The organism is Arthrobacter sp. P1_D12 (genome assembly GCF_056406175.1).
This window is the reverse complement of the sequence record NZ_JBFUAR010000026.1, coordinates 24,048-49,656: the sequence shown is the minus strand read 5'-3', so window position 1 is coordinate 49,656 and position 25,609 is coordinate 24,048. Positions and strand designations below refer to the sequence as shown.

At 68.1% G+C, this 25,609-nt stretch carries 24 protein-coding genes, 6 tRNA genes and 1 riboswitch; of the genes, 12 read left to right on the top strand and 18 right to left on the bottom strand.

The annotated features are described in order from the left end of the window. Positions 1–166 precede the first annotated feature (166 nt). The 9 genes from AC1DZV_RS18155 to AC1DZV_RS18115 form a co-directional block, all read right to left on the bottom strand. Positions 167–2,362 (bottom strand): 3-hydroxyacyl-CoA dehydrogenase NAD-binding domain-containing protein, encoded by a 2,196-nt coding sequence (locus AC1DZV_RS18155; protein WP_476954298.1) that lies wholly within the window; start codon positions 2,360–2,362, stop codon positions 167–169. After that, on the bottom strand, positions 2,359–3,696 hold the full coding sequence (locus tag AC1DZV_RS18150) for a thiolase family protein (RefSeq protein ID WP_476954297.1): 1,338 nt from the start codon (positions 3,694–3,696) through the stop codon (positions 2,359–2,361). Before AC1DZV_RS18150 ends, AC1DZV_RS18155 begins: the two co-directional genes overlap by 4 nt. 148 nt (positions 3,697–3,844) lie before the next feature. Next, positions 3,845–5,203, bottom strand: a complete 1,359-nt coding sequence (locus AC1DZV_RS18145) for an HRDC domain-containing protein (protein ID WP_476950201.1) — start codon at positions 5,201–5,203, stop codon at positions 3,845–3,847. Between the two features lie 61 nt (positions 5,204–5,264). Further along, positions 5,265–5,912 carry a DUF3000 domain-containing protein gene (locus AC1DZV_RS18140; RefSeq protein ID WP_018772438.1) on the bottom strand — a complete coding sequence of 216 codons (648 nt, stop codon included), beginning with the start codon at positions 5,910–5,912 and terminating at the stop codon, positions 5,265–5,267. A gap of 72 nt (positions 5,913–5,984) precedes the next feature. Continuing rightward, positions 5,985–7,073, bottom strand: a complete 1,089-nt coding sequence (locus AC1DZV_RS18135) for a threonine aldolase family protein (protein ID WP_476954316.1) — start codon at positions 7,071–7,073, stop codon at positions 5,985–5,987. A gap of 129 nt (positions 7,074–7,202) precedes the next feature. Beyond that, the gene (locus AC1DZV_RS18130; protein WP_459384439.1) at positions 7,203–7,985 is read right to left on the bottom strand and encodes an SDR family oxidoreductase; all 783 of its coding nucleotides are present in this window, start codon (positions 7,983–7,985) and stop codon (positions 7,203–7,205) included. Beyond that, a complete protein-coding gene (locus tag AC1DZV_RS18125; RefSeq protein WP_476950203.1) occupies positions 7,982–9,388 on the bottom strand; it encodes a DUF6421 family protein in 1,407 nt (468 codons plus the stop codon). The genes AC1DZV_RS18130 and AC1DZV_RS18125 overlap by 4 nt, the downstream gene beginning before the upstream one ends. A gap of 165 nt (positions 9,389–9,553) precedes the next feature. Next, positions 9,554–10,078 (bottom strand): peptide-methionine (R)-S-oxide reductase MsrB, encoded by a 525-nt coding sequence (gene msrB, locus AC1DZV_RS18120; protein WP_476954296.1) that lies wholly within the window; start codon positions 10,076–10,078, stop codon positions 9,554–9,556. Between the two features lie 14 nt (positions 10,079–10,092). Then, entirely contained in the window at positions 10,093–10,581 is a 489-nt protein-coding gene (locus AC1DZV_RS18115; protein WP_028277022.1) for a hypothetical protein, read from the bottom strand. 137 nt (positions 10,582–10,718) lie between these two features. Here AC1DZV_RS18115 and AC1DZV_RS18110 point away from each other — a divergent pair, with 137 nt between their 5' ends. After that, positions 10,719–12,101: an alpha/beta hydrolase family protein gene (locus tag AC1DZV_RS18110; RefSeq protein ID WP_476954295.1), complete on the top strand. Its 1,383-nt coding sequence runs from the start codon at positions 10,719–10,721 to the stop codon at positions 12,099–12,101. Between the two features lie 108 nt (positions 12,102–12,209). Here the strand turns inward: AC1DZV_RS18110 and ybaK are convergent, their stop codons facing one another. The 3 genes from ybaK to AC1DZV_RS18095 all read right to left on the bottom strand — a co-directional run bounded on the left by ybaK (position 12,210) and on the right by AC1DZV_RS18095 (position 14,196). Continuing rightward, positions 12,210–12,707, bottom strand: coding sequence for a Cys-tRNA(Pro) deacylase (gene ybaK, locus AC1DZV_RS18105; RefSeq protein WP_476950206.1), 498 nt, complete (start codon positions 12,705–12,707; stop codon positions 12,210–12,212). A gap of 27 nt (positions 12,708–12,734) precedes the next feature. After that, a complete protein-coding gene (locus AC1DZV_RS18100) occupies positions 12,735–13,208 on the bottom strand; it encodes a SufE family protein (RefSeq protein ID WP_243179191.1) in 474 nt (157 codons plus the stop codon). A 70-nt stretch (positions 13,209–13,278) separates the two neighbouring features. After that, positions 13,279–14,196, bottom strand: coding sequence for a sulfurtransferase (locus AC1DZV_RS18095; RefSeq protein WP_476944202.1), 918 nt, complete (start codon positions 14,194–14,196; stop codon positions 13,279–13,281). Between the two features lie 226 nt (positions 14,197–14,422). Between AC1DZV_RS18095 and zapE the strand changes: the two genes are divergently transcribed. Continuing rightward, positions 14,423–15,460: a cell division protein ZapE gene (zapE, locus tag AC1DZV_RS18090; RefSeq protein ID WP_028277027.1), complete on the top strand. Its 1,038-nt coding sequence runs from the start codon at positions 14,423–14,425 to the stop codon at positions 15,458–15,460. 174 nt (positions 15,461–15,634) lie between these two features. On the opposite strand, the gene AC1DZV_RS18085 is transcribed toward zapE, so the two are convergent. The 6 genes from AC1DZV_RS18085 to AC1DZV_RS18060 form a co-directional block, all read right to left on the bottom strand. Continuing rightward, entirely contained in the window at positions 15,635–15,904 is a 270-nt protein-coding gene (locus AC1DZV_RS18085) for an antitoxin (protein WP_243179173.1), read from the bottom strand. A 202-nt stretch (positions 15,905–16,106) separates the two neighbouring features. Next, positions 16,107–16,181, bottom strand: a tRNA-Val gene (locus tag AC1DZV_RS18080). Positions 16,182–16,219: 38 nt separating this feature from the next. Then, positions 16,220–16,292, bottom strand: a tRNA-Gly gene (locus AC1DZV_RS18075). A 55-nt stretch (positions 16,293–16,347) separates the two neighbouring features. Beyond that, a tRNA-Val gene (locus AC1DZV_RS18070) sits at positions 16,348–16,422 on the bottom strand. A 39-nt stretch (positions 16,423–16,461) separates the two neighbouring features. Next, positions 16,462–16,532 (bottom strand) — tRNA-Cys (locus AC1DZV_RS18065). 46 nt (positions 16,533–16,578) lie between these two features. Continuing rightward, positions 16,579–16,651: transfer RNA gene (locus AC1DZV_RS18060), tRNA-Gly, on the bottom strand. 379 nt (positions 16,652–17,030) lie between these two features. On the opposite strand from AC1DZV_RS18060, the gene AC1DZV_RS18055 reads away from it, so the two are divergent. The 10 genes from AC1DZV_RS18055 (at position 17,031) to ribB (ending at position 25,582) form a co-directional block, all read left to right on the top strand. Then, positions 17,031–17,102 (top strand) — tRNA-Val (locus AC1DZV_RS18055). Positions 17,103–17,188: 86 nt separating this feature from the next. Further along, positions 17,189–18,034 carry a cytochrome gene (locus tag AC1DZV_RS18050; protein WP_243179171.1) on the top strand — a complete coding sequence of 282 codons (846 nt, stop codon included), beginning with the start codon at positions 17,189–17,191 and terminating at the stop codon, positions 18,032–18,034. A gap of 83 nt (positions 18,035–18,117) precedes the next feature. Then, positions 18,118–18,690 (top strand): peptide deformylase, encoded by a 573-nt coding sequence (gene def, locus AC1DZV_RS18045; RefSeq protein ID WP_476950207.1) that lies wholly within the window; start codon positions 18,118–18,120, stop codon positions 18,688–18,690. Beyond that, entirely contained in the window at positions 18,687–19,607 is a 921-nt protein-coding gene (fmt, locus tag AC1DZV_RS18040) for a methionyl-tRNA formyltransferase (protein WP_476943874.1), read from the top strand. Before def ends, fmt begins: the two co-directional genes overlap by 4 nt. Then, positions 19,604–21,205, top strand: a complete 1,602-nt coding sequence (locus tag AC1DZV_RS18035; RefSeq protein ID WP_476950208.1) for an RsmB/NOP family class I SAM-dependent RNA methyltransferase — start codon at positions 19,604–19,606, stop codon at positions 21,203–21,205. The genes fmt and AC1DZV_RS18035 overlap by 4 nt, the downstream gene beginning before the upstream one ends. Positions 21,206–21,271: 66 nt before the next feature. After that, the gene (gene rpe / locus AC1DZV_RS18030) at positions 21,272–21,928 is read left to right on the top strand and encodes a ribulose-phosphate 3-epimerase (RefSeq protein WP_028277032.1); all 657 of its coding nucleotides are present in this window, start codon (positions 21,272–21,274) and stop codon (positions 21,926–21,928) included. 106 nt (positions 21,929–22,034) lie between these two features. Then, positions 22,035–22,186, top strand: a riboswitch (FMN riboswitch). Positions 22,187–22,279: 93 nt separating this feature from the next. Beyond that, the gene (pnuC, locus tag AC1DZV_RS18025; protein WP_028277033.1) at positions 22,280–22,978 is read left to right on the top strand and encodes a nicotinamide riboside transporter PnuC; all 699 of its coding nucleotides are present in this window, start codon (positions 22,280–22,282) and stop codon (positions 22,976–22,978) included. Further along, entirely contained in the window at positions 22,975–24,186 is a 1,212-nt protein-coding gene (gene ribD, locus AC1DZV_RS18020) for a bifunctional diaminohydroxyphosphoribosylaminopyrimidine deaminase/5-amino-6-(5-phosphoribosylamino)uracil reductase RibD (RefSeq protein WP_476950209.1), read from the top strand. Before pnuC ends, ribD begins: the two co-directional genes overlap by 4 nt. Continuing rightward, positions 24,186–24,872 (top strand): riboflavin synthase, encoded by a 687-nt coding sequence (locus AC1DZV_RS18015; protein WP_459384446.1) that lies wholly within the window; start codon positions 24,186–24,188, stop codon positions 24,870–24,872. Before ribD ends, AC1DZV_RS18015 begins: the two co-directional genes overlap by 1 nt. Then, the gene (ribB, locus tag AC1DZV_RS18010; protein WP_476954294.1) at positions 24,869–25,582 is read left to right on the top strand and encodes a 3,4-dihydroxy-2-butanone-4-phosphate synthase; all 714 of its coding nucleotides are present in this window, start codon (positions 24,869–24,871) and stop codon (positions 25,580–25,582) included. The genes AC1DZV_RS18015 and ribB overlap by 4 nt, the downstream gene beginning before the upstream one ends. Positions 25,583–25,609: the final 27 nt, after the last annotated feature.

Genomic DNA, 25,609 nt, shown 5'->3' with positions numbered 1-25,609 from the left:
GCCTGGTCCTGGACGGCAGGATCTATTCCGCGGACGCGGTCTTTCGCGTTCCAGGCTTCCATCTCAACACCGCAGACATCGAGGCTGCCCACGTCCATCTGCGGGCCATGGGCTCGGAGAGTCCGGGCGGCGGCGCCAACAAAAGCGGGAGTGGTAAAGCCTGGCTTTAGGCCGGTTCTGACGCCACGCCCGGGGCCAGGAACTTCTTGCCGTTGACCCGTTCCGAGGCGCCCACCCGGTCCAGATACGGGGTGATCCCGCCCAGGAACATCGGCCAGCCCGCGCCGAGGATCATGCAGAGGTCAATGTCCTCGGGACCGGCCACAACGCCTTCCTCGAGCATCAGTCCGATTTCCTCCGCCAGTGCGTCCTGCGTCCGGCGCAGCACCTCCTCGCCGGTGGACGGGGTGCTGCCAAATGACATCAGCGCCAGGGTTTCGGCCGGAATGAACGGCTTGCCGTCCGGGCCCGGCACCGGTGCCCCGTTCTGCACGGCCCAAATGGACGTCACACCGTTGTCGATCAGCGCCTGCAGGTTCGCCGAGACCCTGAAGCGGTCCCCGAACGCCGTGTGCAGCGATTCCTGGACATGCTGCGCCACGGGCAGGCCCACCATGGCGCCGAGCACAAACGGCGTCATGGGCAGGCCCATCGGCCGCAGCGCGTTATCGGCCACGTCGGCGGGCGTGCCCTCGTCGAAGGCCGCGGTGACTTCACCCATGAGGCGCAGCAGGACGCGGTTGACCACAAACGCGGCGGCATCCCTGACCAGCACCGCCGACTTCTTGAGCCCCTTGGCGAGCTCGAACGCGGTGGCCAGCACGGCGTCGTCGGTCTTCGGTGCCCGCACGATCTCCAGCAGCGGCATCACAGCCACCGGGTTGAAGAAGTGGAAGCCGACCAGGCGCTCGGGGTGCTCAAGGTCCTCCGCCATCGCGGTGACGGAAAGCGAGGACGTGTTGGTCGCGAGGATGCACTCTTCCGAGACGATCGCCTCGACTTCCTTGAAGACCTGCTTCTTGACGTTGAGTTCCTCGAAGACGGCCTCAATGACGAAGTCGGCGTCGGCGAAGGCCTCCTTCGAAACTGATCCCGTGACGAGCGCACGGGTGCGGTTGGCGGCGTCGGCGCTGATCCGGCCCTTCGCCAGCAGCTTGTCCACCTCGGCATGGACGTACCCCACGCCCTTGTCCACGCGGGCCTGGTCGATGTCCGTGAGCACCACGGGCACCTTGAGCTGGCGGGCGAAGAGCAGGGCGAGCTGGCTGGCCATCAGGCCGGCACCGACGACGCCGATCTTCGTCACCGGGCGGGCGAGCTTGCGGTCCGGGGCGCCGGCGGGACGCTTGGAGCGGCGCTGCACGAGGTCCAGGAAGGCGTACACAGTGGAGCGGAACTCGTCGGTCTGCATAAGGTCGGCGAGCGTCTCGCATTCGAGTTCAGCGGACTGCGCCTGGGTCAGGGTGCGGTTGGCCTCCATGACATCCAGGACCTTGGCGGGCGCCGGGGAAGCGTTGGAGATCTTGGCCTCCACGAAGGCCCGCCCCTTGGCGACGGCGGCCGCCCAGCGGGCGGCGACCTCCGGAGCAGACGGGTCCACGGCGTTCGCCCGCTCCGGCGCCACGGCACCGGCAATGACTTTCGCGGCCCACGCCAGGGATTGTTCCACAAAGTTGGCCGGCTCGAACATCGCGTCCGCCATGCCCAGCTGGTAGGCCTGCGGCCCGGTGAGCATGCGGTTGTTGCTCAGCGGGTTTTCGATCATGACCTTGAGGGCGTTCTCCGGCCCGATCAGCCGCGGCAGGATGTGGACCCCGCCCCAGCCAGGGATGAGTCCGATAAACGCCTCGGGAAGGGCCAGAGCGCCGGCGCCGGTGGAGACCGTGCGGTAGGTGGACTGCAGCGCGATCTCCAGGCCGCCGCCCAGGGCCAGGCCGTTGATGAACGCAAAGCTCGGCACGCCGAGGTTCGCCAGGGTGGCGTAGACGTCGTGGCCGAGCTGGGCCATCCACAGGCCCTGTTCGCGTCCGCTGACGGACTTGACCGTGGAGAGGTCGGCGCCGGCCACGAGGAAGTACGGCTTGCCGGTGACGCCGACACCGGCAATCTCGCCCCGGGCCGCGCGTTCCTTCAGCCCTTCCAGGACCGTGCCGAGTTCGATCAGCGTGTTGGGTCCGAGGGTGGTGGGCTTGGAGTGGTCCAGGCCGTTGTCGAGGGTGACCAGCGCGAAGATGCCGGGGCTTTTGCCGTCAGTCGTCTCCCCATCGTCGACGGGCGGCAGTTCGATGTCCTGGACGTAGGAGTGGGTGACCGTCTCGTTCGGGAAGAGGTCTGCAAGCTTGCGGAAATCAGCGGCGCTCATGCTGTGGCTCCAGTCTCGGTGGTCGTGGTCGCTGCGTGCTGTGCTTCGGTGTTGTGCATTTCTATGCCCGGTGCTTCGGTGCCGTAATCCGCGTGATGCGGGTTCTCCCAGATTACGGTGGCGCCCATGCCCAGGCCGATGCACATCGTAGTCATGCCAAAGCGGACCGAGGGGTCCTCCTCGAACTGCCGGGCCAGCTGGTTCATCAGCCGGACCCCCGAGGACGCCAGCGGGTGCCCCACGGCGATCGCGCCGCCATACCGGTTGACGCGCGGGTCGTCGTCGGCGATCCCGAAATGGTCCAGGAAGCTCAGGACCTGGACGGCGAAGGCCTCATTGATTTCGAAGAGCCCGATGTCCCCGATGCCGAGCCCGGCGTTCTTGAGCGCCTTCTCGGTGGCCGGGACCGGGCCGATGCCCATGACCTCGGGTTCCACACCGGCGAAGGCATAGCTCACCAGGCGCATCCTGACCGGCAGCCCGAGTTCCTCGGCGGCATCCGCGGAGGCCAGCAGGGCTGCGGTGGCGCCGTCGTTCAGGCCCGCGGCGTTGCCCGCCGTGACCCGGCCGTGGGCGCGGAACGGCGTCTTAAGCGTGGCCAGGTCTCCGAGCGAGGTACCGGGGCGCGGGGGTTCGTCCACGGTGTTGACGGTCCAGCCCTGGCCCGGCTTCATCGTGGCGACGGGTACGAGGTCGGGCTGGATCTGGCCGTTGGCGTAGGCTGCGGCGAGTTTGTCCTGCGAGGCGACGGCGTAGGCGTCGGTGCGGTCCTTGGTGATGGCCGGGAAACGGTCGTGCAGGTTCTCGGCCGTGTTGCCCATGTTCAGCGCGGCGGGGTCCACGATCCGTTCGGACATGAAGCGCGGGTTGGGGTCGGCGCCGGCGCCCATCGGGTGGTTGCCCATGTGTTCCACGCCGCCGGCGATTACGACGTCGTACGCGCCGAAGCCGATGCCGCTCGCCGTCGTGGTGACGGCGGTCATGGCGCCGGCGCACATGCGGTCGATCGCGAAGCCGGGCACGGTGCGGGGGAGCCCGGCCAGCAGGGCGGCGGTGCGGCCGATGGTCAGGCCCTGGTCGCCCGTCTGGGTGGTGGCGGCGATCGCGACCTCGTCGATCCGGTCCGCGGGAAGCGAGGGGTTGCGGCGCATCAGTTCGCGGATGCACTTGACCACGAGGTCGTCGGCGCGGGTGCCGGCGTAGATGCCCTTGTCGCCGGCGCGGCCGAACGGGGTGCGGACGCCGTCGACAAAGACGACGTCGCGCACGGTCCTGTTTCTTCCGATGCTCGGGTTTGCGCTGCTGGGTTTTCCGTTGGTGCGGGCTTGGCTCACGGCGTACTCCTCATTGAGACATGGTGCCGGAACCGTGCCGGTGGCAGGGGTTGCCACAGGCAGGAAAGTTCCGAACGACATCATGCATCATGTTACTCGCCAGTAACATAGCTGGCAAGGAGGAGACGAGCGTCCCGGGAAGGAGCTGCTAGACGGTGGAACCCGACGGCGCCTCCGCGGCGGCCTTGGGTTCCTTTGCGGGCAGCGGCTCGGGGTGCAGGAAGGCCTCGGCAATGAGCGGAGCCGTGATTTCGATCTGCCACTGGCGCGCCCCGAGGTTCGCCAGTTCCTCGGCCACGCCTTCCTCGCTGCATTCTGCCGGTGGACGCCAGGCGACCCGCCGAAGATAGTCCGGGGTCAGCAGGTTCTCCACCGGCAGGTTCAGTTCCTCGGCCCTGCCCTGGAGTTTCGGACGGGCGGTGGCGAGCCTGGCGGCCGCCTCCGGGTCCCGGTCCGCCCAGACGCGCGGGGGCGGGGGAGCGTTGGTGGGCAGGTGCAGCGGCGGCAGGTCCTCCAGGGCCCGGGCCACGCCGATGCAGCGCAGCCAGCGGGGGGCTTCCCGCTGCGCGGCGCGGCCGTGGAAGCCCTTGGTGCCCAGGAGCTGGGGAACCGTGGAGGGCATCGCCTTGGCCGCGGCGACGAGCGCGGAGTCGGGGATCAGCCGGCCGGGGGCGACGTCACGCTTCTGGGCCAGGGAATCGCGTTCCAGCCACAGCTCCCGGACTGCGGCCAGTTGGCGGCGGTCCCGGATCTGGTGCAGTCCGGAGGTCTTGCGCCACGGATCAACGCGCGGCGGGGCCTGTCCGGCTTCGAGGATGGCGGCGAATTCCTGCTCGGCGTATTCCAGTTTCTCGTCCGCCACGAGCAGCTCAATCAGTTCCTCGCGCAGCTCGGTCAGGACTTCGACGTCGAGCGCGGCGTAGCGCAGCCACGGTTCCGGCAGGGGCCGGGTGGACCAGTCGGCGGCGGAGTGTTCCTTGGCCAAGCCGAAGCCCAGGAGCTGTTCGATGACGGCGGCGAGGCCCACCCGGGGCAGTCCGGCCAGGCGGGCGGCGAGCTCGGTGTCGAAGAGTTTGTCCGGCCACATGCCGAGTTCGGACAGGCAGGGCAGGTCCTGGCTGGCGGCGTGCAGGATCCATTCGACGCCGCGCAAAGCGTCATTGATGATGCTGAGGTCACCGAAAGGTTCGGGATCGATCAGCCAGGTTCCGGAGCCTTCGCGCCGGATCTGGACCAGGAAGGCGCGCTGGCCGTAGCGGAATCCCGAGGCGCGCTCCGCGTCCACGCCCGCAGGGCCGTGGCCGGCGGCGAGAGCCGCGGCGCAGCGTTCGAGTCCGGACTGGGTTTCAATGACCAGCGGCACGCCGTCGCGGGGAATGTCGAGGTCGATCACTTCAGGGACCAGGCTGTCGAAGCCTTCCACGGTGATGTGGGCTGTGGTGTCAGCAGCCTCGGCCGTGGTGCGACTGGCGCCGGCCGTGCTGATTTCCGGATTCTGAGGGGTCATGGTCTCTACAGTTTACCGACAACATGGCGTATAGGACCGTGACCGCGGCCGAACAGGCGCCTCATGCGTGTCCGCGGGGGCGGCGGGGAAGGGCCGTGACGCCCTCGGGCAGGGGCGGCAGTCCGGCGAAGGTGCAGACCATGTCCGACCACGCCTCCAGGTGCGAGGTGATGTCCGGGGTGGCCGGGGTCCAGGAGGCGCGGAGCTCAATGTCGATTGAATTCGGCCGGTCCGACAATGTTCCAAAGCTCTCCGAGAGCACCCGGGTGGCGGTGCCGCCGGCGGAGCGGTAAGGGGCCTGATGGTTCTCCAGCGCTTCGACCAGCCAGGTCCACGCCACGGACCCCAGGAGTTCGTCGTTGCCCATCTCGGGTTCCAGCTGGGCGCGGATGTAGGTGACGATCCGGAATTCCCCGTCCCACACGGCAGAGCCGTCGGGATCGTGGAGCAGAATGAAGCGGCCAGTGGCCAGCTCGACGTCGTCGCTGCCGGACGCCCGTGCCAGGGCAGCGGCGGCCGGGCCGTGGACCGGTCCGCCGGCGGGGGAGTCGCCCGGGCCGATCACTTCCGCGCCCAGGGCCACCGCGAACGGCGCCAGACGGGACGGGGCCGGAATTTCGTCCAGGTGCAGCTCGCTGCGGCACCGTGCCTGCCGAAGGGTCCCCAAGGCGAAGAGGAAATCTGCCGGAACCTGATCGAGGGAGCTCACCTTGGAAGGTTATGCAACGGCCGGAGCCCTGCCCGGCAGGCTCGCCGCCGGGCAGGGGAAGCGGTGCACGGTTCAGGCAGCGGCGAGCTCGCGCTTGATGGCCGCAATGAAGGAATCAACGTCATCCTCGGTGGTGTCGAAGGAGCACATCCAGCGGACCTCGCGGGCCGCCTCGTTCCAGTCGTAGAAGCGGAAGGACTTGCGCAGCCGGTCCGCGACACCGGCAGGCAGGACGGCGAAGACGCCGTTGGACTCGGTCTTCTGGGTCAGTTCGACGCCGGGGATCGCCTCGACGCCGGCGCGCAGCCGGGAGGCCATGGCATTGGCGTGCGAGGCCGAGCGCAACCACAGCTCACCCTCGAGGAGGGCAATGAACTGGGCGGACATGAACCGCATCTTGGAGGCCAGCTGCATGTTCATCTTGCGCAGGTAGACCAGGCCGTGTGCGGCCTCCGGGTTCAGGGCGACCACAACCTCGCCGAACAGCAGGCCGTTCTTCGTGCCGCCGAAGGAGAGGATGTCCACGCCGGCGTCACGGGTAAAGGCCCGCAGCGGGACCCCCAGGTGGGCGGCGGCGTTGGCCAGCCGGGCTCCGTCCATGTGCAGCTTCATGCCCTTTGCGTGGACATGCTCAGCGATGGCCCGGACCTCGTCCGGGGTGTAGCAGGTGCCGAGCTCGGTGGTCTGGGTGATGGACACGGCCAGCGGCTGGGCGCGGTGCTCGTCGCCCCAGCCCCAGGCTTCCTGGTCGATCAGTGCGGGGGTGAGCTTGCCGTCGGTGGTGGGGACCTGCAGCAGCTTGATGCCGCCGATCCGCTCCGGTGCACCGTTTTCGTCCATGTTGATGTGGGCGGTGGAAGCGCAAATGACCGCACCCCAGCGCGGGAGGAGCGACTGCAGGGACAGGACGTTGGCTCCGGTGCCGTTGAACACCGGGAAGCACTCGATGCCTTCGCCGAAGTGCTCTTCCATCAGCTGCTGCAGGCGCGCGGTGTAATCGTCCTCACCGTAGGAGACCTGGTGGCCTTCGTTGGCGGCGGCCAGAGCCGCGAGAACTTCCGGGTGCACGCCGGAATAGTTGTCCGAGGCGAAGCCGCGGACGGAGGGATCGTGGAGCCGCACCGCAGTGCCGGCAGGGACAGTGTCAACTGTGCTGGTCATCGTTTTGCTCACGCTTTCAGTCTAAGAGGTCGGGCCGCCCGGGCTAAGCCCGGGGCCCTGGATCGGGGCCCCAGACCCTGTGCCACAGACGCTGGGGCTGTGGATCCGTGCCGCGGAATCAGGGATGTTTCAGCGGCTGAGCAGCAGCCGCTGGCCGTTCAGGTCGCCGGCAGGAGCGTTGAAGAGTCCCGCTGCGGCAGCCGCCAGGTCAGCCACGTCCGTGAAGCCCGGGAATTTGCGGTCCGGGGCCTTGGCCCGCATTTGCGCGTCAACGAGGGCTTTCACCACGAAAATGACGGCGGCGCTGCGCAACGCGGCGCTGTCCTGCCCGGCGTTGTCCTGTTGCGAGCTGTCCTGCCCGGGAGTGCCGGTGGCGTTGCCCGCGGCGTGGGCCCGGCGGAAGCCGTCAGCGACCGCCAGCGTCCAGGCCTCGGCGGCCGCCTTGGCCGCGGCGTAGCTCGCCCCCGCCGCCGTCGGGGCGCTTACCGCTGTCGAGGACACCATGGCGAATCGTCCGGCCTCCGAGGCAGCGAGGTCGTCGAAGAAGACGCGTGTGACGTTCCGCAGGGTCGTGACGGCGTTGCGTTCCAGGAAGTCCCAGTCGTCGTCGCTCTGGTCCGTGATGCCTTTCGCGCCGCGCCAGCCGCCCACCAGGTGGATAACGCCGTCGACGCGTCCGGCCATGCCTGCAATGCTTTCCCGCAGGGCGCGGACGTCGGCCAGGCTGGCGAGGTCGCAGGCGAGCGGCGTGACGCCGTCGCCGGCCTCGGCGGCGGCTGCCTCGATGCGCGCGGCATCCGATCCGACCGTGAAGACCCTGTGGCCGGCGCCGCGCAGGGCGCGGGCCGTCGCGATTCCCGACGGCCCGCTGCCCCCCGTGACCAGCACGTTCAAAGTGCGTCCGGCGCTCATCCGGCGTTCAGGGCCTGGGTGTCGCCGGACTTTGATCCCGTGTCTGAGGACCCTGTGATGCCGGCAGTGGATTCGATGACGGGACGCATCTTCTTCTCCAGCGCCTCGTAGAACATGGAGAGCGGGAACTCGTCGTCGAGGACCTGGTCCGTGAGGCCGCGGGGCGGACCGTCCAGGGGGAGGGCGTCCGGACCCTTGGCCCAGACCGAGGCCGGGTTGGGCGTGACCGTGCCGGAGATGAGCTCGTAGGCGGCGAGCCAGTGGGCCATCTTGGGGCGGTCGATCGAGCGCCAGTAAAGTTCCTCGATCTTCGCGCCGAGTTCAACCACGACGTCGGCAGCCTCGTCCCAGTCGATGCTGAGTTTGCTGTCGGTCCAGTGCAGGACGTGGTGCTGGTGCATCCAGGCGAAGAGCAGCTGGCCGCCAAGGCCGTCGTAGTTCCGCACGCGAGTGCCGGTAATGGCGAAGCGGAAGATGCGGTCGAAGATCACGGCGTACTGGACCAGCTTGGCGTGCCGGCGGGCCTCCGGGTCAGCGTCCTCGTCCTTCTCGATCTTCACGGATTCGCGGAAGGCGGTGAGGTCGCAGCGCAGCTCCTCCAGTGAATAGAGGAAGAACGGCATGCGCTGCTTGATCATGAACGGGTCGAAGGGCAGGTCGCCGCGCATGTGGGTGCGGTCGTGGATCAGGTCCCACATGACAAAGGTTTCCTGCGTCAGCTGCTGGTCCTCCAGGAGCCCGGCGGCGTCCTCGGGCAGCTGCAGGGAGGTGATCTCGGCGGCGGCGCGCAGGACGCGGCGGAAGCGTGCGGCCTCGCGGTCGGCGAAGATCGCGCCCCACGTAAACGTCGGGGTCTCGCGGACCGCGACGGTCTCGGGGAACAGGACTGCGGAGTTGGTGTCGTAGCCTGCGGTGAAGTCGAGGAACCGGATCGGGACGAAGAGCTTGTTGGAGTATTCGCCGGTTTCCAGGCCGCCGATGAATTCCGGCCAGATGACCTCGATCAGCACGGCCTCGACGAGGCGGCTGCTGCTGCCGTTCTGGGTGTACATCGGGAACACGACCAGGTGCTGGAGTCCGTTGACCCGGTGCTGCTGCGGCTGGAACGCCTGCAGGGAGTCCAGGAAGTCCGGGACCCCAAAGCCGCCATCGGCCCAGCGGTCAAAGTCGGTGACCAGCAGTTCCAGGTAGTTCGCGTCGTGCGGGAAGGACGGGGCCAGGGCCGCGACCGCCGTGGTGATGGTTGCGACGTGGCCGGCCGCGGCCTCGTGGGCTTCGGCATCCGGCACGGAGCCGTCCTGGACCTGGAGAGCGCGCAGGGCGGTGGCGGCAGCCTTGAGCCGCAGCCATTCCTGGTTGCCGGCGGTGATCGGGGCGGGGGCGGTAAGAGCGGTCGTGGTCATCGTCGACGGTCGCCTTTCTGTTTGCTGTGGAGCGTGTCGCTGGATCTGAAATCGAGCGTAGCAAGCAAGCAGAGACTCTAATGCAAAATTGCCTCGAGCATAAGAAAGTCTGTGGCAAGTGATTCTGAAAAGCCGTTCCAGCGGAAGGAGAGGCAGGGCTGAGGGCTACTGCCCGGCGTCGTCCGCGGGAACCAGCTTCAGGGAAACCGAGTTGATGCAAAAGCGCCGGTCCGTGGGGGTGCCGTAGCCCTCGCCGTCGAACACGTGCCCCAGGTGGGAATCACATGTGCTGCAGCGGACTTCCACCCGGTCCATGCCCATGGTGCGGTCATGGATGTAGCGGACGGTGCCCTCGGCGAGCGGCGCCCAGAAGGACGGCCAGCCGCAGTGCGAGTCGAACTTTTCGTTGCTGGTGAAGAGTTCGGTGCCGCAGGCCCGGCACTTGTAGACACCCCGGGTGTGGGTGTCCCAGTATTCGCCGGTGTACGGCCGCTCGGTGCCTGCCTGGCGGAGCACGCGGTACTCCTCAGGCGTCAGTTCCTCGCGCCACTGGGCGTCCGTCTTTTCGACGGGCGTTCCGGCCGGAGTCTGGTCAAAGGCCGTGGCGGCGGGGTCGGCTGCTGGTTCGGTCGCGGGCTCGGTGGCGGGCACTGCCGAGGGCATGGATTTAGGCCTGTTAAAGATACTCATAGCCTCAATAACGCTCAGGAGTCCCCGATAAATCCCGAACCGGCGTACAGATGCAGGACGGGCAGCCCCAGCTTGTCCTGTGCCTTGGTGGCCCAGTCGGTGTGGAACGTGTCGGCCACGGCGTGCGGGCGGGTGATGACCACCGCCTGTCCGGCGCTGAGTTCCTTGACCTTGGCAACCAGGCCGTCAACGGCCTTGCCCTCGACGACTTCGCCCGAGACGCCGCCGCCCAGACCGGCCAGCGCGGCCAGTGAGGCGGCCAGGGTGTCGGCTGCTTCGGCCCGCTCCCCGGCGGGATCCGAGTGTGCTGTCAGTTCACGGAAGGCCTTGGCGATTTCAAGCATGGAAAGGTTTTCCAGGAAATCCACCACCAGGTGCCGCTCGGTGTTGGCCGGCACCAGGATCAGCAGGGGCGCATCACCGCCGGCAATCAGGGTTTCAATATTGACGCGGTCATCCGCACCGAGGGGCTCTTCTGTCAAAATGACGATTGGATCACTCATGACCCCAGCCTAGTCGCGCTCGTGTTGACCTGCATCGTTGTGTCCCGGGGGACCCTGGCGTGTCTGTACCGGCCCGTCCGTGCGCCTGAAACCCCGCCGATGCCGTGGTTGGGCTGCGCTTCAGTAAGAATGGTGCCATGGCATCCTCCCTGCGCCTCCGCCCGGACCTCCGCCAGGCCGCTGCCCGCCAGGCCGCTGCCCGCCAGGCCGCTGCCCGCAAGGCCGCTGCCCGCAGAACAGCACTCCCCGTCGCGCCAGCCCCCGGCGGCGTGACGTCCGGGAGCGCCAAGTGGGCGGTGGGGGGCATCATCGGCGGCAGCGCCGCTGCCGGCGTGCTCGCCGCCGGCTCCTCGGCCCTCGCCCTCTACTTCGCCCGCCGCGTCATCACCCCGGCCCGGTTCCGGGCAGAGGACCAGGAAGTGCTGGCCGTCATCCGCGAGGGACGGGCGCTGCGGGTCATTTTCGCCGCCACCCCCGACGCCACGGTGGACGGGGTGTACGGATTCTTCTTCGACGGCGGCCGCGGGCATGCGCGGATCGGCCGGATCCTGTCCTACTCCCCGGCCGAACGCACCGTGCTGCGCGAGGTCGAGCACGTCTACAGCGGGGACATGGCCAAGGCCCGGCGCGGCTGGTGGAGCGGTGCGGCCTATCCGGATCCGGCCGCCCTGGGGTTTCCGGTGGAGGACGTGCTGATCGACGTCGACGCCGGGACCGCGCCGGCCTGGCTCGTCCGCGCCGCGCCGGCCGTGGCGGAGGATGTAGCCCCCGACGTGTGGGCGATCATGGTGCACGGACGCGGGGCCACCCGGCAGGAAGGGTTGCGGGCTGTCCGGACCGCCAGGGAACTGGGCATGTCCAGCCTGCTGATCTCCTACCGGAACGACGGCCTGGCCCCGTCAGCCAGCGACGGGCGGTATGGCCTGGGCTCCACCGAATGGCGCGACGTCGAGGCCGCCATCGGCTACGCCGTGCAGCAGGGCGCCCGCGAGGTGGTTTTGTTCGGCTGGTCGATGGGCGGCGCGATCTGCCTCCAGACCGCTGACCTTTCCCGGCACCGCAACCTGATCCGGGCCATGGTCCTGGATGCGCCGGTGATCAACTGGGTCAACGTGCTGGCCCACCACGCGGAACTGAACCGGATTCCGTCGTCCGTGGGCCGCTACGGACAACTGATGCTCAGCCACCGCCTGGGCCGGCGGCTGACCGGGCTCGCCGCGCCCGTCGACCTCAAAGCAATGGACTGGGTCTCGCGGGCCGTGGAGCTGAGGACGCCGACCCTCATTGTGCACAGCGTGGACGACGAGTACGTACCTTACGGGCCCTCCGCGGCGCTGGCCGAGAAAAACCCCGAGATAGTCACCTTCGAGCCCTTCGACAAGGCCCTGCATACCAAGGAATGGAACGTGGACCCGGAACGCTGGGAGCGGCAGGTCTCGGCCTGGCTCCGGCAGCAGCTGGCGCCCCGCGCCAACCCCGGCGACCAGGAGCCTCCGGCCGGCAATGCCGCATTCAATTGACAGTTCGCTGACAGATCACTGACAGATCATTGACGGTTCGCTGACAGATCACGGCAGTGTTGTGCGCGACCATTGCCGTGATCCGCCGTCTCGACATCTGGGGCCGGGTCAGCCGCGCCGGGTCCCGATCCTGGCGGTGCGGGCAGCCGTGAGCCGAATGAGCTCGGCCGGATCCAGCTCGATGTCCAGGCCGCGCCGTCCGCCCGAAACGAGGATGGTCTCCAGCGCCAGTGCGCTCTCATCCACCACCGTGGGGGAGGACTGGCGCTGGCCGAGCGGTGAGATGCCGCCGAGAACGTATCCGGTCCGCCGCTGCGCCGCGGCCGGATCGGCCATCTCTGCTTTCTTGCCGCCTAAAGCCGCGGCCATCGCCTTGAGGTCCAGGCTGCCGCTGACCGGCACGACGCCGACGGCGAGCCGGCCGTCGACGTCGACCATCAGGGTCTTGAACACCCGGTCAGGGTCGACGCCGAGCACTTCCGCCGCTTCCAGGCCATAACTGGCCGCCGCGGGGTCATGCGTGTAGGGGTGGGCCACAAAAGGAACCCCGGCGGCCGCGAGTGCCGCGGTGGCCGGAGTTCCCTGCGACGCGTGCTTGCGGGCCATGTTCTTTGGCTGTCCGGGCGCTGAGGGTCAGGACTGCGCCGACGGCTGGCGGTCTCCGGACGCGACGACCTTGCGCTTGATCCGGCCCAGCATGGCGGTCATTCCGCGCATGCGCAGGGGAGTGATGGCCCGGGTGAGGCCCAACAGTTCGGGCATGTCGTCCGGGACGGCCAGGATTTCCGCGGCGCTGAGCCCGTCGAGTCCTTCGTGGAGGACTCCGGCAAACCCGCGGGTGGTCGGGGCCTCCTTGGGTGCCTTGAAGTAGAGCCGGACGCGCTCAGGCGCGTCGCCGTCGGCCTGTTCCGTCTCGACGGTGAGGAACAGCGGCGTCTGGCACTCCACTACCTGCTCGAGCAGCTCCGGATGGTCCCGGAGCCGCTCCGGAAGTTCCGGAAGCCCCTGCGAGAACTCAAGGAGCAGCTGCAGCCGCTCTGCTTCGGTCAGGGCCTGGAAATCGTCGACAATGTCCGCCAGTGCGGCGGGGAGGGCTGAAGTATTCATCACTCCCAGCTTACGCAGGCGCGCCGATTGTGTCCCTGTCGGGACCGGTCCCGCTCCACGGTCACCGCGGCTAACGGCCGGCCGGAACCGCGCCGCGTTCGGCACCCTTGACGATCGGGACGCGCACGGCGTTGCCCCATTCGGTCCAGGAGCCGTCGTAGTTCCGCACGGTCTCAAAGCCCAGCAGGTACTTCAGCGCAAACCAGGTGTGGCTGGACCGCTCGCCGATCCGGCAGTACGCCACGACGTCGTCGCCTTCGTTCAACCCGGCCTCGCCGAGGTAGAGGGCCTCGAGCTCGCCGCGGTTCCGGTACGTGCCGTCGCCGGCCGCCGCACGGGCCCAGGGGATGGAGGCCGCCGTGGGGATGTGGCCGCCGCGCAGCGCGCCCTCTTCCGGGTAGGCGGGCATGTGGGTGCGCTGGCCGGTGTACTCCTCGGTCGAGCGGACGTCGATCAGCGGCTTGCCGAAGTGCGCCAGGACGTCATCCTTGAAGGCGCGGATCGGGGCGTCGTCCCGCTCCACGACGGGGTAGTCGGCGGGGGTGGCGACGGTCGTGACGGTGGAGAGCGCCCGGCCTTCCGCGATCCACTTGTCCCGGCCGCCGTCCAGGAGCCGGACGTCCTCGTGGCCGAAGAGCGTGAACACCCACAGGGCGTACGCGGCCCACCAGTTCGACTTGTCGCCGTAAATGACCACCGTGCTGTCCCGGGAAATGCCCTTGGACGCGACCAGCGCGGCGAAGGCTTCGCCGTCGACGTAGTCGCGGGTCACCTCGTCGTTCAGGTCCGTGTGCCAGTCGATTTTCACCGCGCCGGGGATGTGTCCGGTCTCGTACAGCAGGACGTCTTCGTCGGATTCGACCACCACGAGATTGCCGCCGTCGAGGGCCCCCTCCTCGATCGCGGTGGCCAGCCATTCCGTGGACACCAGGCGGTCAGGGTGGGCGTAGGCGGCGAATTTCTCGTTCTGCTCAACGGGGTAGGTCATTGCGATGGCCTTTCACTTGAACGGTCAGGAGGCCGGGCGCGGAAAGCGTGCGCCGCGCCAGGCCTGTTACAACACTAGTCACGGGCCGGTGGGAATGCTCCACCGGGTTCACACGGGGAAATGTGGTCTTCCTCACGCCGGCCGCGGGTCCACAGCCGCGCACGCGGGCCGGCCAGGCTTTGCCGGTATTCTTGCTGGGGACAAGAGACCAGCAGAACGGACCACCTTGGTACAGATCGAACAGCTCGCCGCCCGCACACCGGCAGTTTCCGTGGATGAACTCCTCAATGGGTTCTATCCATCGCCGCGGTTCGGTGAGGTGTCGTTTTCCAGCTACCGGCCCGATCCCGCCCAGCCCAGCCAGGCCCATGCGGTCCATGCCCTGCAGCATTTTGCGGCCGGCGTGGGCGCACGCGACGGCGACGGGCTGTTCAAGCGGCTCTTCGGCAAGAAGGACACTTCCCGGGCCGGGATCTACCTCGACGGCGGATTCGGTGTGGGCAAAACCCACCTGCTGGCATCGCTGTGGCACGCCGCCCCCGGGCCCAAGGCCTTCGGCACGTTCGTCGAATACACCAACCTCGTCGGTGCGCTGTCCTTCCGCAAGACCGTTGAGGCCCTGAGCCACTACAAGCTGGTCTGCATCGATGAATTTGAGCTCGATGATCCGGGCGACACTGTGCTCATGTCCCGGCTCATGCGCGAACTCGCCGACGCCGGCGTGAAGCTTGCCGCCACATCGAACACGCTGCCGGGGTCCCTCGGGGACGGGCGCTTCGCCGCCGTCGACTTCGCCCGGGAAATCCAGGTGCTGGCGGACCAGTTCGACGTCGTGCGGATCGACGGCGAGGACTTCCGCCACCGTGGCCTGCCGGCCGCGCCGTCGCCGCTGCGCAATGATGACCTGACCCACCACATGCATGCCGAGTTCGACGGCAAGACCGTGGCCCGCGATGAGTTCAGCACCTTGATCAACCACCTGGCCGGCGTGCACCCGAGCCGTTACCGCCAGCTGCTGGAGGGGATCGAGGGCGTGGTCTGGAAGAACGTGCACACGATTACCGAGCAGGCCGTTGCGCTGCGCTTCGTGGTGCTGGCTGACCGGCTGTACGACAAGGACGTGCCCATCCTTGCCAGTGGTGTGCCGTTCGACCAGCTCTTCACCGAGGAAATGATGACCGGCGGGTACATGAAGAAGTACTTCCGCGCCGTCTCCAGGCTGACCGCGCTGGCCCGCGAGGGCCAAAACCACGAACCGTCCTAGCGCCGGTTCCCACCAAGTACAACGCCAAATCCAACGCGGGCTCAGTTACGGCCCATCCGGATGCACCGGATGGGCGCGAAGTGACCCCGCGTTGCCTGGTTGAAGTCGCCGTTAAATGCCGGAGGTGCCGGCGCCGCCTCTCGGCGGGACCGGCGCCTCGCTGACGGATCTGGGTCAGAGGCCTGGCTGGCGGGGTTCCCCGGTTACGGGGGGCTCACCGGCTGCGGGAGTCTGATCGGCGACCGGGGCCGAATTCGGCCGGTCGTTCGCCTTGTCCACGAAGTCGGAAGCGCCACGCTGCACGGCATCGATCGTGCCGGCGTGCTTACCGCCGGTCTTGGAGTCGACGAAGTCGCCTGCCTTTTCGATGCCGTCCTTGATGGCTTCTTCGTTGCCACCAATAACTTGCTGAGCCTTGCCCTTTAGATCGTCAAGTAAACCCACGGGCACCTCCCTTCGGTCGCGGAGCCAGATCGCTCCTTGCGTTTTCTACCCTAGCGGGAGGTGGCGGGGGTGCCAAGGGTGTCCGCCCAGAGGATAAAAGATGGAAGGCCAGGTGCACAGGGTAGAAGGGCCCGGAGTGCACAAACCCGCAGTTCACAAACGGCGCACACAAAAAAGAGCAGCTCCGGGGGAGCTGCTCTTGTGGTGGGCGATACTGGGATCGAACCAGTGACCTCTTCCGTGTCAGGGAAGCGCGCTACCGCTGCGCCAATCGCCCGCAACCGGAAGGATCCGGAGTGGAGTTGTAATGAAGAGAGCGGACGACGAGATTCGAACTCGCGACATCCACCTTGGCAAGGTGGTGCTCTACCAGCTGAGCTACGTCCGCATTTAGTCCATGCCGGCTGGGCCGGTGGTACTGCATCAAGCAAGTTGCCTTGCTCTGGTGGGCGATACTGGGATCGAACCAGTGACCTCTTCCGTGTCAGGGAAGCGCGCTACCGCTGCGCCAATCGCCCCTTGCATCCGATCGAAACCGGAAACCAGGGTTTTCACCGAGGTGGGTACGGGATTCGAACCCGTGTATACGGCTTTGCAGGCCGCTGCCTCGCCTCTCGGCCAACCCACCGTGTAGACAGGATTCCGAAGAACCTTTGCCGTGACAGTGTCCTGCGAGCGGACGACGAGATTCGAACTCGCGACATCCACCTTGGCAAGGTGGTGCTCTACCAGCTGAGCTACGTCCGCATTGTTGGTGTGCATTTCCTTGCCGCATTCGGCATTTCCTCGCGTTCCAACGAGTAAGAACTCTATAGGAGGTTCTGGGAATCTACAAATCGAGACCCATTGGCCCGCGTTCCATGGCCTTACTTCCCCGAGTTCTAGGGGATTTTGCTAATTACAGCGCTGTAATTAGCGTCGGTGTCCAGCCGTGGTCCTAAGGGGCGCCGGGACTACTGACCGGGCCTTCTGAGTGGCACGACTGGAACGGGTCGGGGGGCTGGTGGACACTGCCCGTGCACAAGCCCGTTGCGGGGGAGTATTGGGCCCGCATTCCCGCCGCGGCCAGGTTCCCCCGGGCCGATTTCTAAAATCCGCCCGGGTGGGCTAGCATTCAATGTCGTTAGGGCGATTGGCGCAGTGGTAGCGCGCTTCGTTCACACCGAAGAGGTCACTGGTTCGAACCCAGTATCGCCCACTAACGAAATGGTCTGTTCCGCTGACTCAGCGGGGCGGGCCATTTTGCTTTTCATCGTTGTCTGACCCCCGTGAAAGAGTCTTCATATGACCGCTCCACTCCTCGCCCACGCCACGGACTATGGCCGCATGTACGCCCGCTCCACGTCGGCACAGTTCTCCGTCCCTTCCATCACCACGGTGATCGGCCAGCAGCCGCACGGCCTGGATGGCTGGTTCGGGTACATGGGCGCCAACAGCCTGGCCCAGGATCCCGAGCTCCCCGGCATCCTGGGGAGCCCGGCCAAACTGCGGCAGGCGGTCAGCCGGGCCGCCAAGGCGGCGGAGTCGTACCGGGACGATGCCGCCAAACGCGGCGACCGGGTCCACAACTATTGCGAGCAGGTTGCGCTTCGTGCGCTCGGCCGGCCGCACCAGATGAAGGAAACACGGGAGGCGCTGGCCGCCAACGGCGAGGAAGCCTTCGCGGCACGCTTCGACGAATGGTGGGAGCTCTTCCAGGTTGAACCCATCGCTCCGGAAATTACGGTGTGGAACAAGACGGTCGGCTATGCCGGCACCCTGGACCTCGTGGCACGGATCAATGGCCGGACCTGTCTTATCGACTACAAGACCAAGGGCACCAGCCGGGACGGTACCGTCAAACCGCTTGATGACAAGGTGGTCATGCAGCTCGTGGCGGGCATGAAGGCTGAGGAAAGCCTCGTGGATCCCGTCGCGGGGGAGTGGGAGGCCTGGCAGCACGGCGAGTCCCCGATCCTCCTGGCCGTGGCGGTCGGCGAGACCGAGGTCCGTCCGCAGCGGGCCAACCCCGAGGTCCTGAAGCATCACTGGTGGAAATTCTGTGCGCTGCGCCGCGTGTGGGAGATGTCCGCCGACACGGCAACCGCCGGAGCAGCACTGCTCCCGCTGGCGCCGCCCGTGAAGCGCTGACCAGAAGCAACCAACAGAAGCACGGGCAGCTGCAACTAAACTGGACTGGACCCCTAGCCGCCCACCGTGAGGACAGACTGCACATGGCCATTTTGAATATCCGCATCATCGGAGATCCTGTGCTGCGCACAGTCGCCGATCCCGTGACGGAATTCGGGCCTGAACTGGCAAAGCTCGTCGCCGACATGACCGAAACCATGGAGGATGTCGAGGGCGCCGGCCTGGCCGCGCCCCAGGTCGGTGTGAGCCTGCGCGTCTTCACCTACCGGATCGGCGGCGTCGAGGGTCACATCGTCAACCCCGTGCTGGAAAGCAGCGAGGACTTCCAGCCGGACCAGGTTGAGGGATGCCTGTCCATCCCGGGTCTGGGCTTCCGCGTCCGCCGGTACCGCCACACCCGGGTGACCGGCGTGGACCTGCACGGCAACCCCGTCACCGTGGAGGGCGAGGACATGCTGGCGCGCTGCTTCCAGCACGAGACCGACCACCTGGACGGCATTCTCTACACCGACCGGCTCGAGGGCGAAGACCGTAAGGCCGCCCTGCGCGCCATCCGCAATGCCAACTACGACGCCATCACGGAACAGACAACCACCAAGCGCGCGAAGAGCGTCGGGACGAGCTTTGGCGGGTCCAGCTTCGGAATCACCCCGTGAGGGTTCTCTTCGCCGGAACCCCCGCTGTCGCCGTGCCGTCGCTCGACGCCCTTGTCGACGCCGGGTTCGACGTCGTCGCTGTCCTCACCCGCCCGGACGCACCGCTGGGACGCAAACGCGTCCTGACGCCGTCGCCCGTGGCCGCCAGGGCCGCCGAGCTCGGCATTGAGATCATCCACGCCGCCAAAGTCGATGCCGGGGTCACCGCCCGCATTGCCGCCGCAGCACCGGACGTTGCGGCGATCGTGGCCTATGGCGGGCTGATTCCCCCCGCGGCCCTCGCTGTCCCCCGCCACGGCTGGGTAAACCTGCACTTCTCCTTACTGCCGGCCTGGCGCGGCGCAGCCCCCGTGCAGCGCGCCGTCATCGCCGGCGACGACGTCACAGGTGCCGTCACCTTCCGCCTGGAGGAGGGGCTGGACACCGGTCCGGTCTTCGGGACCCTCACGGAGACCGTGCACGCCGCCGATACCGCCGGGGCCCTGCTCGAACGCCTCTCCCACAGCGGCGCGGTCCTGCTGGCCCAAACGCTGTCCGCCATCGACGCCGGCAAGGCCGTCGCGCTCCCGCAGCAGGGCGACGTCAGCCTGGCACCCAAACTCAGTCTCGAAGACGGCCGGCTCGACTGGCAGCAGCCCGCCCTGGCGATCGGCCGCCGTGCCCGCGGCGTCACGCCGGAGCCGGGCGCCTGGACACTTCTGGAGGGCCAGCGGATCAAACTGGAGCCAGTGCTGCCGGCAGCGGACTCGGCGGCGCTTCGGCCCGGACAGCTGGCCATGGACGGGAAACGGGTTCTCGTCGGTACGGGATCGCACCCGGTGGAATTGACGCGGGTGCAACCCGCGGGCAAGAAAATGATGGCCGCCGCTGATTGGGCGCGTGGGCAGGCAACACTTGAAAGCGTGGTATTCGAATGAGCGGTTCCGGGACCAGCGGCAACAGCCGAGGCAGTGGCCAGGGCGCCGGGGGCGGCAGCAGGCGGAACGCCCAGGGCCGGGAACGCAACCGCGGCCCGCAGCGCGGCTTCACCGAGAGCGCCCCGTCCCAGCGGACCCGCCGTGCCGATCCGGCCCGGCTGGTTGCCTTTGAAGTGCTCCGCGCCGTGGCCGCCGAGGACGCCTACGCGAACCTGGTGCTCCCGGCCCGGATCCGGCACCACGGGCTGGACAAGCGCGACGCCGGTTTCGCCACCGAGCTCAGCTATGGCGCCCTCCGCGGCCAGGGCACGTACGACGCCATCCTGGCCCGGTGCGTGGACCGTCCGCTTGAGGAGCTGGATCCCGCGATCCTGGATGCCCTGCGGATCGGGGTGCACCAGCTGCTCGCCATGCGCGTGCCCGCTCACGCCGCCTTGGACCAGACGGTGGGGCTGGCCCGCGCCGTGATCGGGGCCGGGCCCTCCGCACTGATCAACGCCGTCCTGCGCAAAGTCTCCGCCCGCACCCTCGACGAGTGGCTCGACCTGCTGCTCAGCACCGAGACCGATGCCACCACGATCGCGTCCATCCGCTACGCCCACCCGGAATGGATCGTCCGCGCGCTCCGCCAGTCGCTCGTGGCCCACGGCCGGGCGGTTTCTGAGATTGACGCGCTCCTCGAAGCCGACAACGCCGCACCCGTGGTGAACCTTGTGGCGCTGCCCGGCGTCGGCAGCCTCGACGAGGCCCTGGAAGGCGGGGCCACCCCGGGCGAGCTCGTCGAGGGATCCGCGCTCTCCAGCGGCGGGGACCTCGGCCGGCTCGCCTCGGTCCGTGACGGAAGCACCCGTGTCCAGGACGTCGGTTCGCAGCTCGTGGCCCGCGCCATGGCCGCCGTCGATCTCGGCACAACCCCCGGCGCCCGGCCCGAAAACAACATCAGCGCAGACCCCGGCACAAATTCTGGCGGCGAAGCGGAGACGGACAGCGGGGGCGCGGGGGAGCGCTGGCTGGATCTCTGTGCCGGTCCCGGCGGCAAAGCCGCCTTGCTCGGAGCCCTCGCCCGGCAGCGGGGCGCCCACCTGCTGGCCAACGAGTCCGCCCCGCACCGTGCCAAACTCGTGCGGCAGGCCCTGTCCGCGGTCCCGCGGGAGGCCTGGGAGGTAAGGACCGGGGACGGCCGCGACATTGGCGCCGAGCAGCCGGAGTCGTTCGACCGCGTCCTGGTGGATGTCCCGTGCACCGGCCTGGGCGCCCTGCGCCGGCGTCCGGAGTCGCGCTGGCGGCGCACGCCCAAGGACCTCGTGGACCTTGGCCCGCTGCAGCGCCAGCTGCTCAACTCCGCGATCGACGCGGTCAAGCCCGGCGGCGTGGTGGCGTACGTGACATGTTCGCCGCACCCGGCAGAGACCACCGCCGTCGTCAGTGATGCCCTGCGCAAGCGCGAGGACCTCGAGCTCCTCGACGCCGGCGCCGTGCTGGACGGCGTCAGCCTCACCGGCCACCTCGAGGCCGGGCACGAGCTCACCGCCCAGCTCTGGCCGCACGTGCACCAGACGGACGCCATGTTCCTGGCGCTGATTCGCAAGTTGGCCTGAGTTTCGCTGATACTGGGGCACTGCCACCAAGAACGAACCAGCAAAGTACGAACGTGAAGGAAATCCATGGCCCAGTGCTGCATCAACCCGAGCATCCTTTCGGCTGACTTCGTCAACCTTGAGGCCGAACTGCGCCGTATCAGCAATGCCGATGCGGTGCATGTGGACGTCATGGACAATCATTTCGTGCCCAACCTGACCATCGGGCTGCCTGTGGTGCAGCGCATCCAGGCCGTCAGCCCGGTGCCGCTGGACGCCCACCTGATGATCGCCGACGCGGACCGCTGGGCGCCGGGCTTCGCCGACGCCGGGATTGCCTCGGTGACGTTCCACGCCGAAGCCTCGATCGCGCCGATCAAACTCGCGCGGGAACTGCGCGCCCGCGGGGCCAAAGCCGGCATGGCGCTGCGTCCGGGCACCCCCGTGGAGCCCTATCTGGACATGCTCCCGGAACTGGACCTGCTGTTGATCATGACGGTGGAGCCAGGCTTCGGCGGGCAGTCTTTCCTGGACCTGACGCTGCCCAAGATCCGGCGGGCCCGCGCTGCCATTGACGGCTCCGGGGTCGCGGTGGCACTGCAGGTGGATGGCGGCATCACCGAGGAGACGATCGTGCGCGCGGCAGAGGCGGGGGCGAACGTCTTTGTTGCGGGGTCAGCCGTCTACGGCGCCGCGGATCCGGCGGCGGCTGTCGAAAGGCTCCGGGCGGCGGGGTCCCGCTGACGCGCGGTCCCGGCAGGGAACTGCTGCGAAGATGACGCCGGGCGTAACATCGGCATCCGGGGAATACCCCGGGCAGGGCCGCAGTTGTGTCAGAATAACAACACACATACGTGCTCCGGGGTCGGTGTAAGTCCGAACCGGCGGTGACAGTCCGCGACCCGCGCGCCAGCGCCCTCCCTCGGGAAGGAAGCCGGCAAACGGTTGAACCGGTGAAATTCCGGTACCGACAGTTAAAGTCTGGATGAGAGAAGCACGTACAGCTGTTACTGCGGCGCCCCAACGGCGCCGCATAATTGCGCTGTCGTATACCCCGGAGCCATCGCGGTTCTTGAGGGAAGGAACGACACACACATGGACCCCTTGCGATGGCTCTTCGAAGCGCAGATCCCCGTAGGCGGATCTGTCCTGATTCTTCGTGAAGTGCTAGGCAACATCTTTGGCCTCGCCAGCGCCGTCGGTGGCATGCGCCGCCGGGTCTGGGCATGGCCCGTCGGCATCGCCGGCAACTTGCTGCTCCTGACGGTCTTCCTGGGCAACGTCTTCGGTTCCGCCACGCCGGCCACGCTGTGGGGCCAGGCCGGACGCCAAGTCATGTTCATCGGCGTAGCCCTCTACGGCTGGTACCGCTGGCAGCAGGGCAGGAAGTCCGGCAGCGGCGGCACTGCCGTCGCGCCGCGCTGGGCCGGCAACCAGACCCGGGTGATTCTTGCCCTCAGCCTCGTGGCCGGCACCATGGCGCTTACCCCGGTCTTCGACTCCCTCGGCTCCTACCCGCCGGTCTGGGCCGACGCGTGGACGTTCATGGGCTCGCTGCTCGCGACATACGGCATGGCGCGGGGCTGGACGGAGTTCTGGCTCATCTGGGTGGCGGTGGACATCGTCGGTGTGCCACTGCTGTTCAGCGCCGGCTACTACGCCAGCGCCGTCATGTACCTCTTCTACGGCTTCTTCACCCTGGCCGGGTTCTTTGTCTGGTGGCGTGCCTCCAGGCTGGCGAACCGGCCGGTCACGGTCGAAACCGTCTTCCCCGACCCCGTGGTGGCCAAGTGAGTGCCCTCAACACCGCCGGCGTGAGCGCCGGATTCAGCGCCGCCCCGTCCGGCACTGCCCCGTCCGGCACTGCCGCGTTTAACGCTGCCGAGAATGCTGCGATGCAGGCTGCCCTGGCCGCCGCGGCGCAGGGCCCGCGGGGCGCCAACCCGCTCGTCGGCGCCGTCGTCGTCGGGGCCGACGGGACGCACCTCGCCACCGGTTACCACCGCGGAGCCGGGACTGCCCACGCCGAAGCCGACGCCATCGGCCAGGCGAAGGCGGCGGGCCGGGACCTCCGCGGCGCGGCGATCGTGGTGACGCTGGAGCCCTGCAACCACTGTGGACGCACCGGGCCCTGCGCGCAGGCGATCATCGACGCCGGCATCACCGACGTCATCTACGCCGTCGACGATCCCCACGACCCGGCCGCCGGCGGCGCCGTGACGCTCCGGGCCGCGGGCGTCCGCGTCCGCTCCGGGCTGGCGGCCGAGGCGGCGCTGGATTTGAACCGGCGCTGGTTCGACGCCGTCTCCGCCAAACGGCCCTTCGTCACCCTGCATATCGCCCAGACCCTCGACAGCCGCATCGCCGCCAGCGACGGCACCAGCCAGTGGATCTCCAGCCCGGAATCGCTCGCCGACAACCACGCCCTGCGCGGCCGGATAGACGCCATCCTGGTGGGCACCCAGACGGTCCTGATCGACAACCCCCGGCTTACCGCCCGGAACGCCGGCGGCGAAGCAGAGGGCAAACAGCCGTTGCGCGCCGTGATGGGGTACCGGGGCATTCCCGACGACGCCGCCATCCACGGAGCCGACGGCAACGTCCTGCACCTGGCCACCCGCGACCCGCGCGAGGCCCTGGACCAGCTGTTCGCACACGGCGTCCGGCACCTCATGGTGGAGGGCGGCTCCCGGATCCTGAGCGCGTTCCTGGCCGCCGGCCTGGTCGACGAACTCATCGTCTACCTGGCGCCCACACTGCTTGGCTCCGGCACCGCCGCCCTGGACGACCTCGGCATCACCACCCTGGCCGATGCCCAGCGGTGGGAATGGGACCGGGCATCCGGCGGCGCCGTCCAGGTCCTCGGCCGCGACCTCCGGCTCCATCTTCGCCCGGCCGCCACCGCCGATGATGCTGACCCGGCCCGCCCGGCCGCCACCCCTACTTCATCCGATACCACCCCGCACCGCACCGGCGCGGACACCGCCGCAGGAGGCAATTGATGTTTACCGGAATTATCGCCGAGCAGGGAAAGGTGCTCTCCGTTGAGCGCAACGGGGACAGCAGCGCCACCGTACGGCTCCATGCGCCCGGCACCACGGACGGGCTCGCCCTGGGCGGTTCCATAGCGGTCAACGGCGTCTGCCTCACCGCCACGCAGATCGACGGCAGGGACTTCAGCGTTGACGTTATGGGCGAGACCTTGGTCCGCAGCACGATCGGAGAACTCACTGCGGGCGATCCCGTCAACCTGGAACGCTGCGTCCCCGCCGGGGGACGGTTGGACGGCCACGTGGTCCAGGGCCACGTCGACGGCGTCGGCCAGCTCGTGGAGCGCGAGGGGCTTGGCAACTGGGACCGGCTGCGGTTCGCGGTGCCGGCCGGGCTGGCCCGGTACATCGCCGAAAAGGGATCAATCGCCGTCGACGGCGTCTCCCTCACCGTCACGGCAGTCAGTCCGGCCAACGATCCGGCGCCCTGGTTTGAAGTAGGGCTCATCCCGACCACCCTGGCCGAGACCGGCCTGGGCCAGAAGACACCCGGCGGCCATGTAAACCTCGAAGTCGATGTCCTGGCGAAGTACACAGAACGCCTGCTGTCCTTTGCCGGCGGTTCATCGCCCGCCGCGCACAGGGCAGCCGAAGGTTCCGCCGGAGAAGCCGCCCTCACGGACGGGGCCGCGAAATGAGCCGGGTCACGGACCAGCCCGGCCATGACGTGGCCGGGGTGCTCCGCGCCACCGCTGCCGGCACCGGGCGTGCAGGCCTCGATCCGATCGAGGACGCCACCAGCGCCATGGCAGCCGGGCGCCCCGTCCTGGTGGTGGACAACGAGGACCGCGAGAACGAAGGCGACATCATTTTCGCCGCCGAGCACGCCACCCCCGCGCTGATGGGCTGGACAGTCCGCTACAGCTCCGGAGTGATCTGCGTACCGCTCGCCGCCGACCGGGCAGACGCCCTCGGGCTGCCGCCAATGGTGGCAATCAACGAAGACGCCAAGGGCACCGCCTACACCGTGTCCTGCGACGCCGCCGTGGGTGTCAGCACCGGAATTTCCGCCACGGACCGCGCCCTGACGGCCCGGATCCTGGCCGACCCGCAAAGCCGGCCAAATTCCTTGACCCGTCCCGGGCATGTTTTTCCCCTCCGCGCCGTTAAGGGGGGAGTGCGGGAACGTCCCGGCCACACCGAAGCGGCCGTGGACCTGTGCCGGCTCGCGGGCTTGGAGCCCGTGGGCGTGATAGCAGAGCTTGTGTACGACAACGGAGAAATGATGCGGCTGGACGGATTGCGCGGTTTCGCCATCGAGCATGGCTGCCCCCTGATTTCGATTGCGGATCTGGTGGCGTATCTTGAAGCGGAACAGCACGGCAGCCACGCAGCGGACCCTGTCTGATGGAGGAGAAATAGTGACGACTTCGGA

Excerpts from the sequence above, each read along its gene's own strand:
- ybaK (WP_476950206.1), bottom strand. The coding sequence starts at position 12,707 with ATGGCCCGCAAGCACGCGTCGCAGGGAACTCCGGCCACCGCGGCACTC.
- msrB (WP_476954296.1), bottom strand. The coding sequence starts at position 10,078 with ATGAGTATCTTTAACAGGCCTAAATCCATGCCCTCGGCAGTGCCCGCC.
- ribB (WP_476954294.1), top strand. The coding sequence starts at position 24,869 with ATGAGCCGGGTCACGGACCAGCCCGGCCATGACGTGGCCGGGGTGCTC.
- AC1DZV_RS18125 (WP_476950203.1), bottom strand. The coding sequence starts at position 9,388 with ATGACCACGACCGCTCTTACCGCCCCCGCCCCGATCACCGCCGGCAAC.
- AC1DZV_RS18035 (WP_476950208.1), top strand. The coding sequence starts at position 19,604 with ATGAGCGGTTCCGGGACCAGCGGCAACAGCCGAGGCAGTGGCCAGGGC.
- AC1DZV_RS18135 (WP_476954316.1), bottom strand. The coding sequence starts at position 7,073 with ATGACCAGCACAGTTGACACTGTCCCTGCCGGCACTGCGGTGCGGCTC.
- AC1DZV_RS18095 (WP_476944202.1), bottom strand. The coding sequence starts at position 14,196 with ATGACCTACCCCGTTGAGCAGAACGAGAAATTCGCCGCCTACGCCCAC.
- AC1DZV_RS18130 (WP_459384439.1), bottom strand. The coding sequence starts at position 7,985 with ATGAGCGCCGGACGCACTTTGAACGTGCTGGTCACGGGGGGCAGCGGG.
- AC1DZV_RS18100 (WP_243179191.1), bottom strand. The coding sequence starts at position 13,208 with ATGAATACTTCAGCCCTCCCCGCCGCACTGGCGGACATTGTCGACGAT.
- def (WP_476950207.1), top strand. The coding sequence starts at position 18,118 with ATGGCCATTTTGAATATCCGCATCATCGGAGATCCTGTGCTGCGCACA.
- AC1DZV_RS18155 (WP_476954298.1), bottom strand. The coding sequence starts at position 2,362 with ATGAGCGCCGCTGATTTCCGCAAGCTTGCAGACCTCTTCCCGAACGAG.
- pnuC (WP_028277033.1), top strand. The coding sequence starts at position 22,280 with ATGGACCCCTTGCGATGGCTCTTCGAAGCGCAGATCCCCGTAGGCGGA.
- rpe (WP_028277032.1), top strand. The coding sequence starts at position 21,272 with ATGGCCCAGTGCTGCATCAACCCGAGCATCCTTTCGGCTGACTTCGTC.
- AC1DZV_RS18050 (WP_243179171.1), top strand. The coding sequence starts at position 17,189 with ATGACCGCTCCACTCCTCGCCCACGCCACGGACTATGGCCGCATGTAC.
- AC1DZV_RS18110 (WP_476954295.1), top strand. The coding sequence starts at position 10,719 with ATGGCATCCTCCCTGCGCCTCCGCCCGGACCTCCGCCAGGCCGCTGCC.
- AC1DZV_RS18145 (WP_476950201.1), bottom strand. The coding sequence starts at position 5,203 with ATGACCCCTCAGAATCCGGAAATCAGCACGGCCGGCGCCAGTCGCACC.
- AC1DZV_RS18015 (WP_459384446.1), top strand. The coding sequence starts at position 24,186 with ATGTTTACCGGAATTATCGCCGAGCAGGGAAAGGTGCTCTCCGTTGAG.
- AC1DZV_RS18115 (WP_028277022.1), bottom strand. The coding sequence starts at position 10,581 with ATGAGTGATCCAATCGTCATTTTGACAGAAGAGCCCCTCGGTGCGGAT.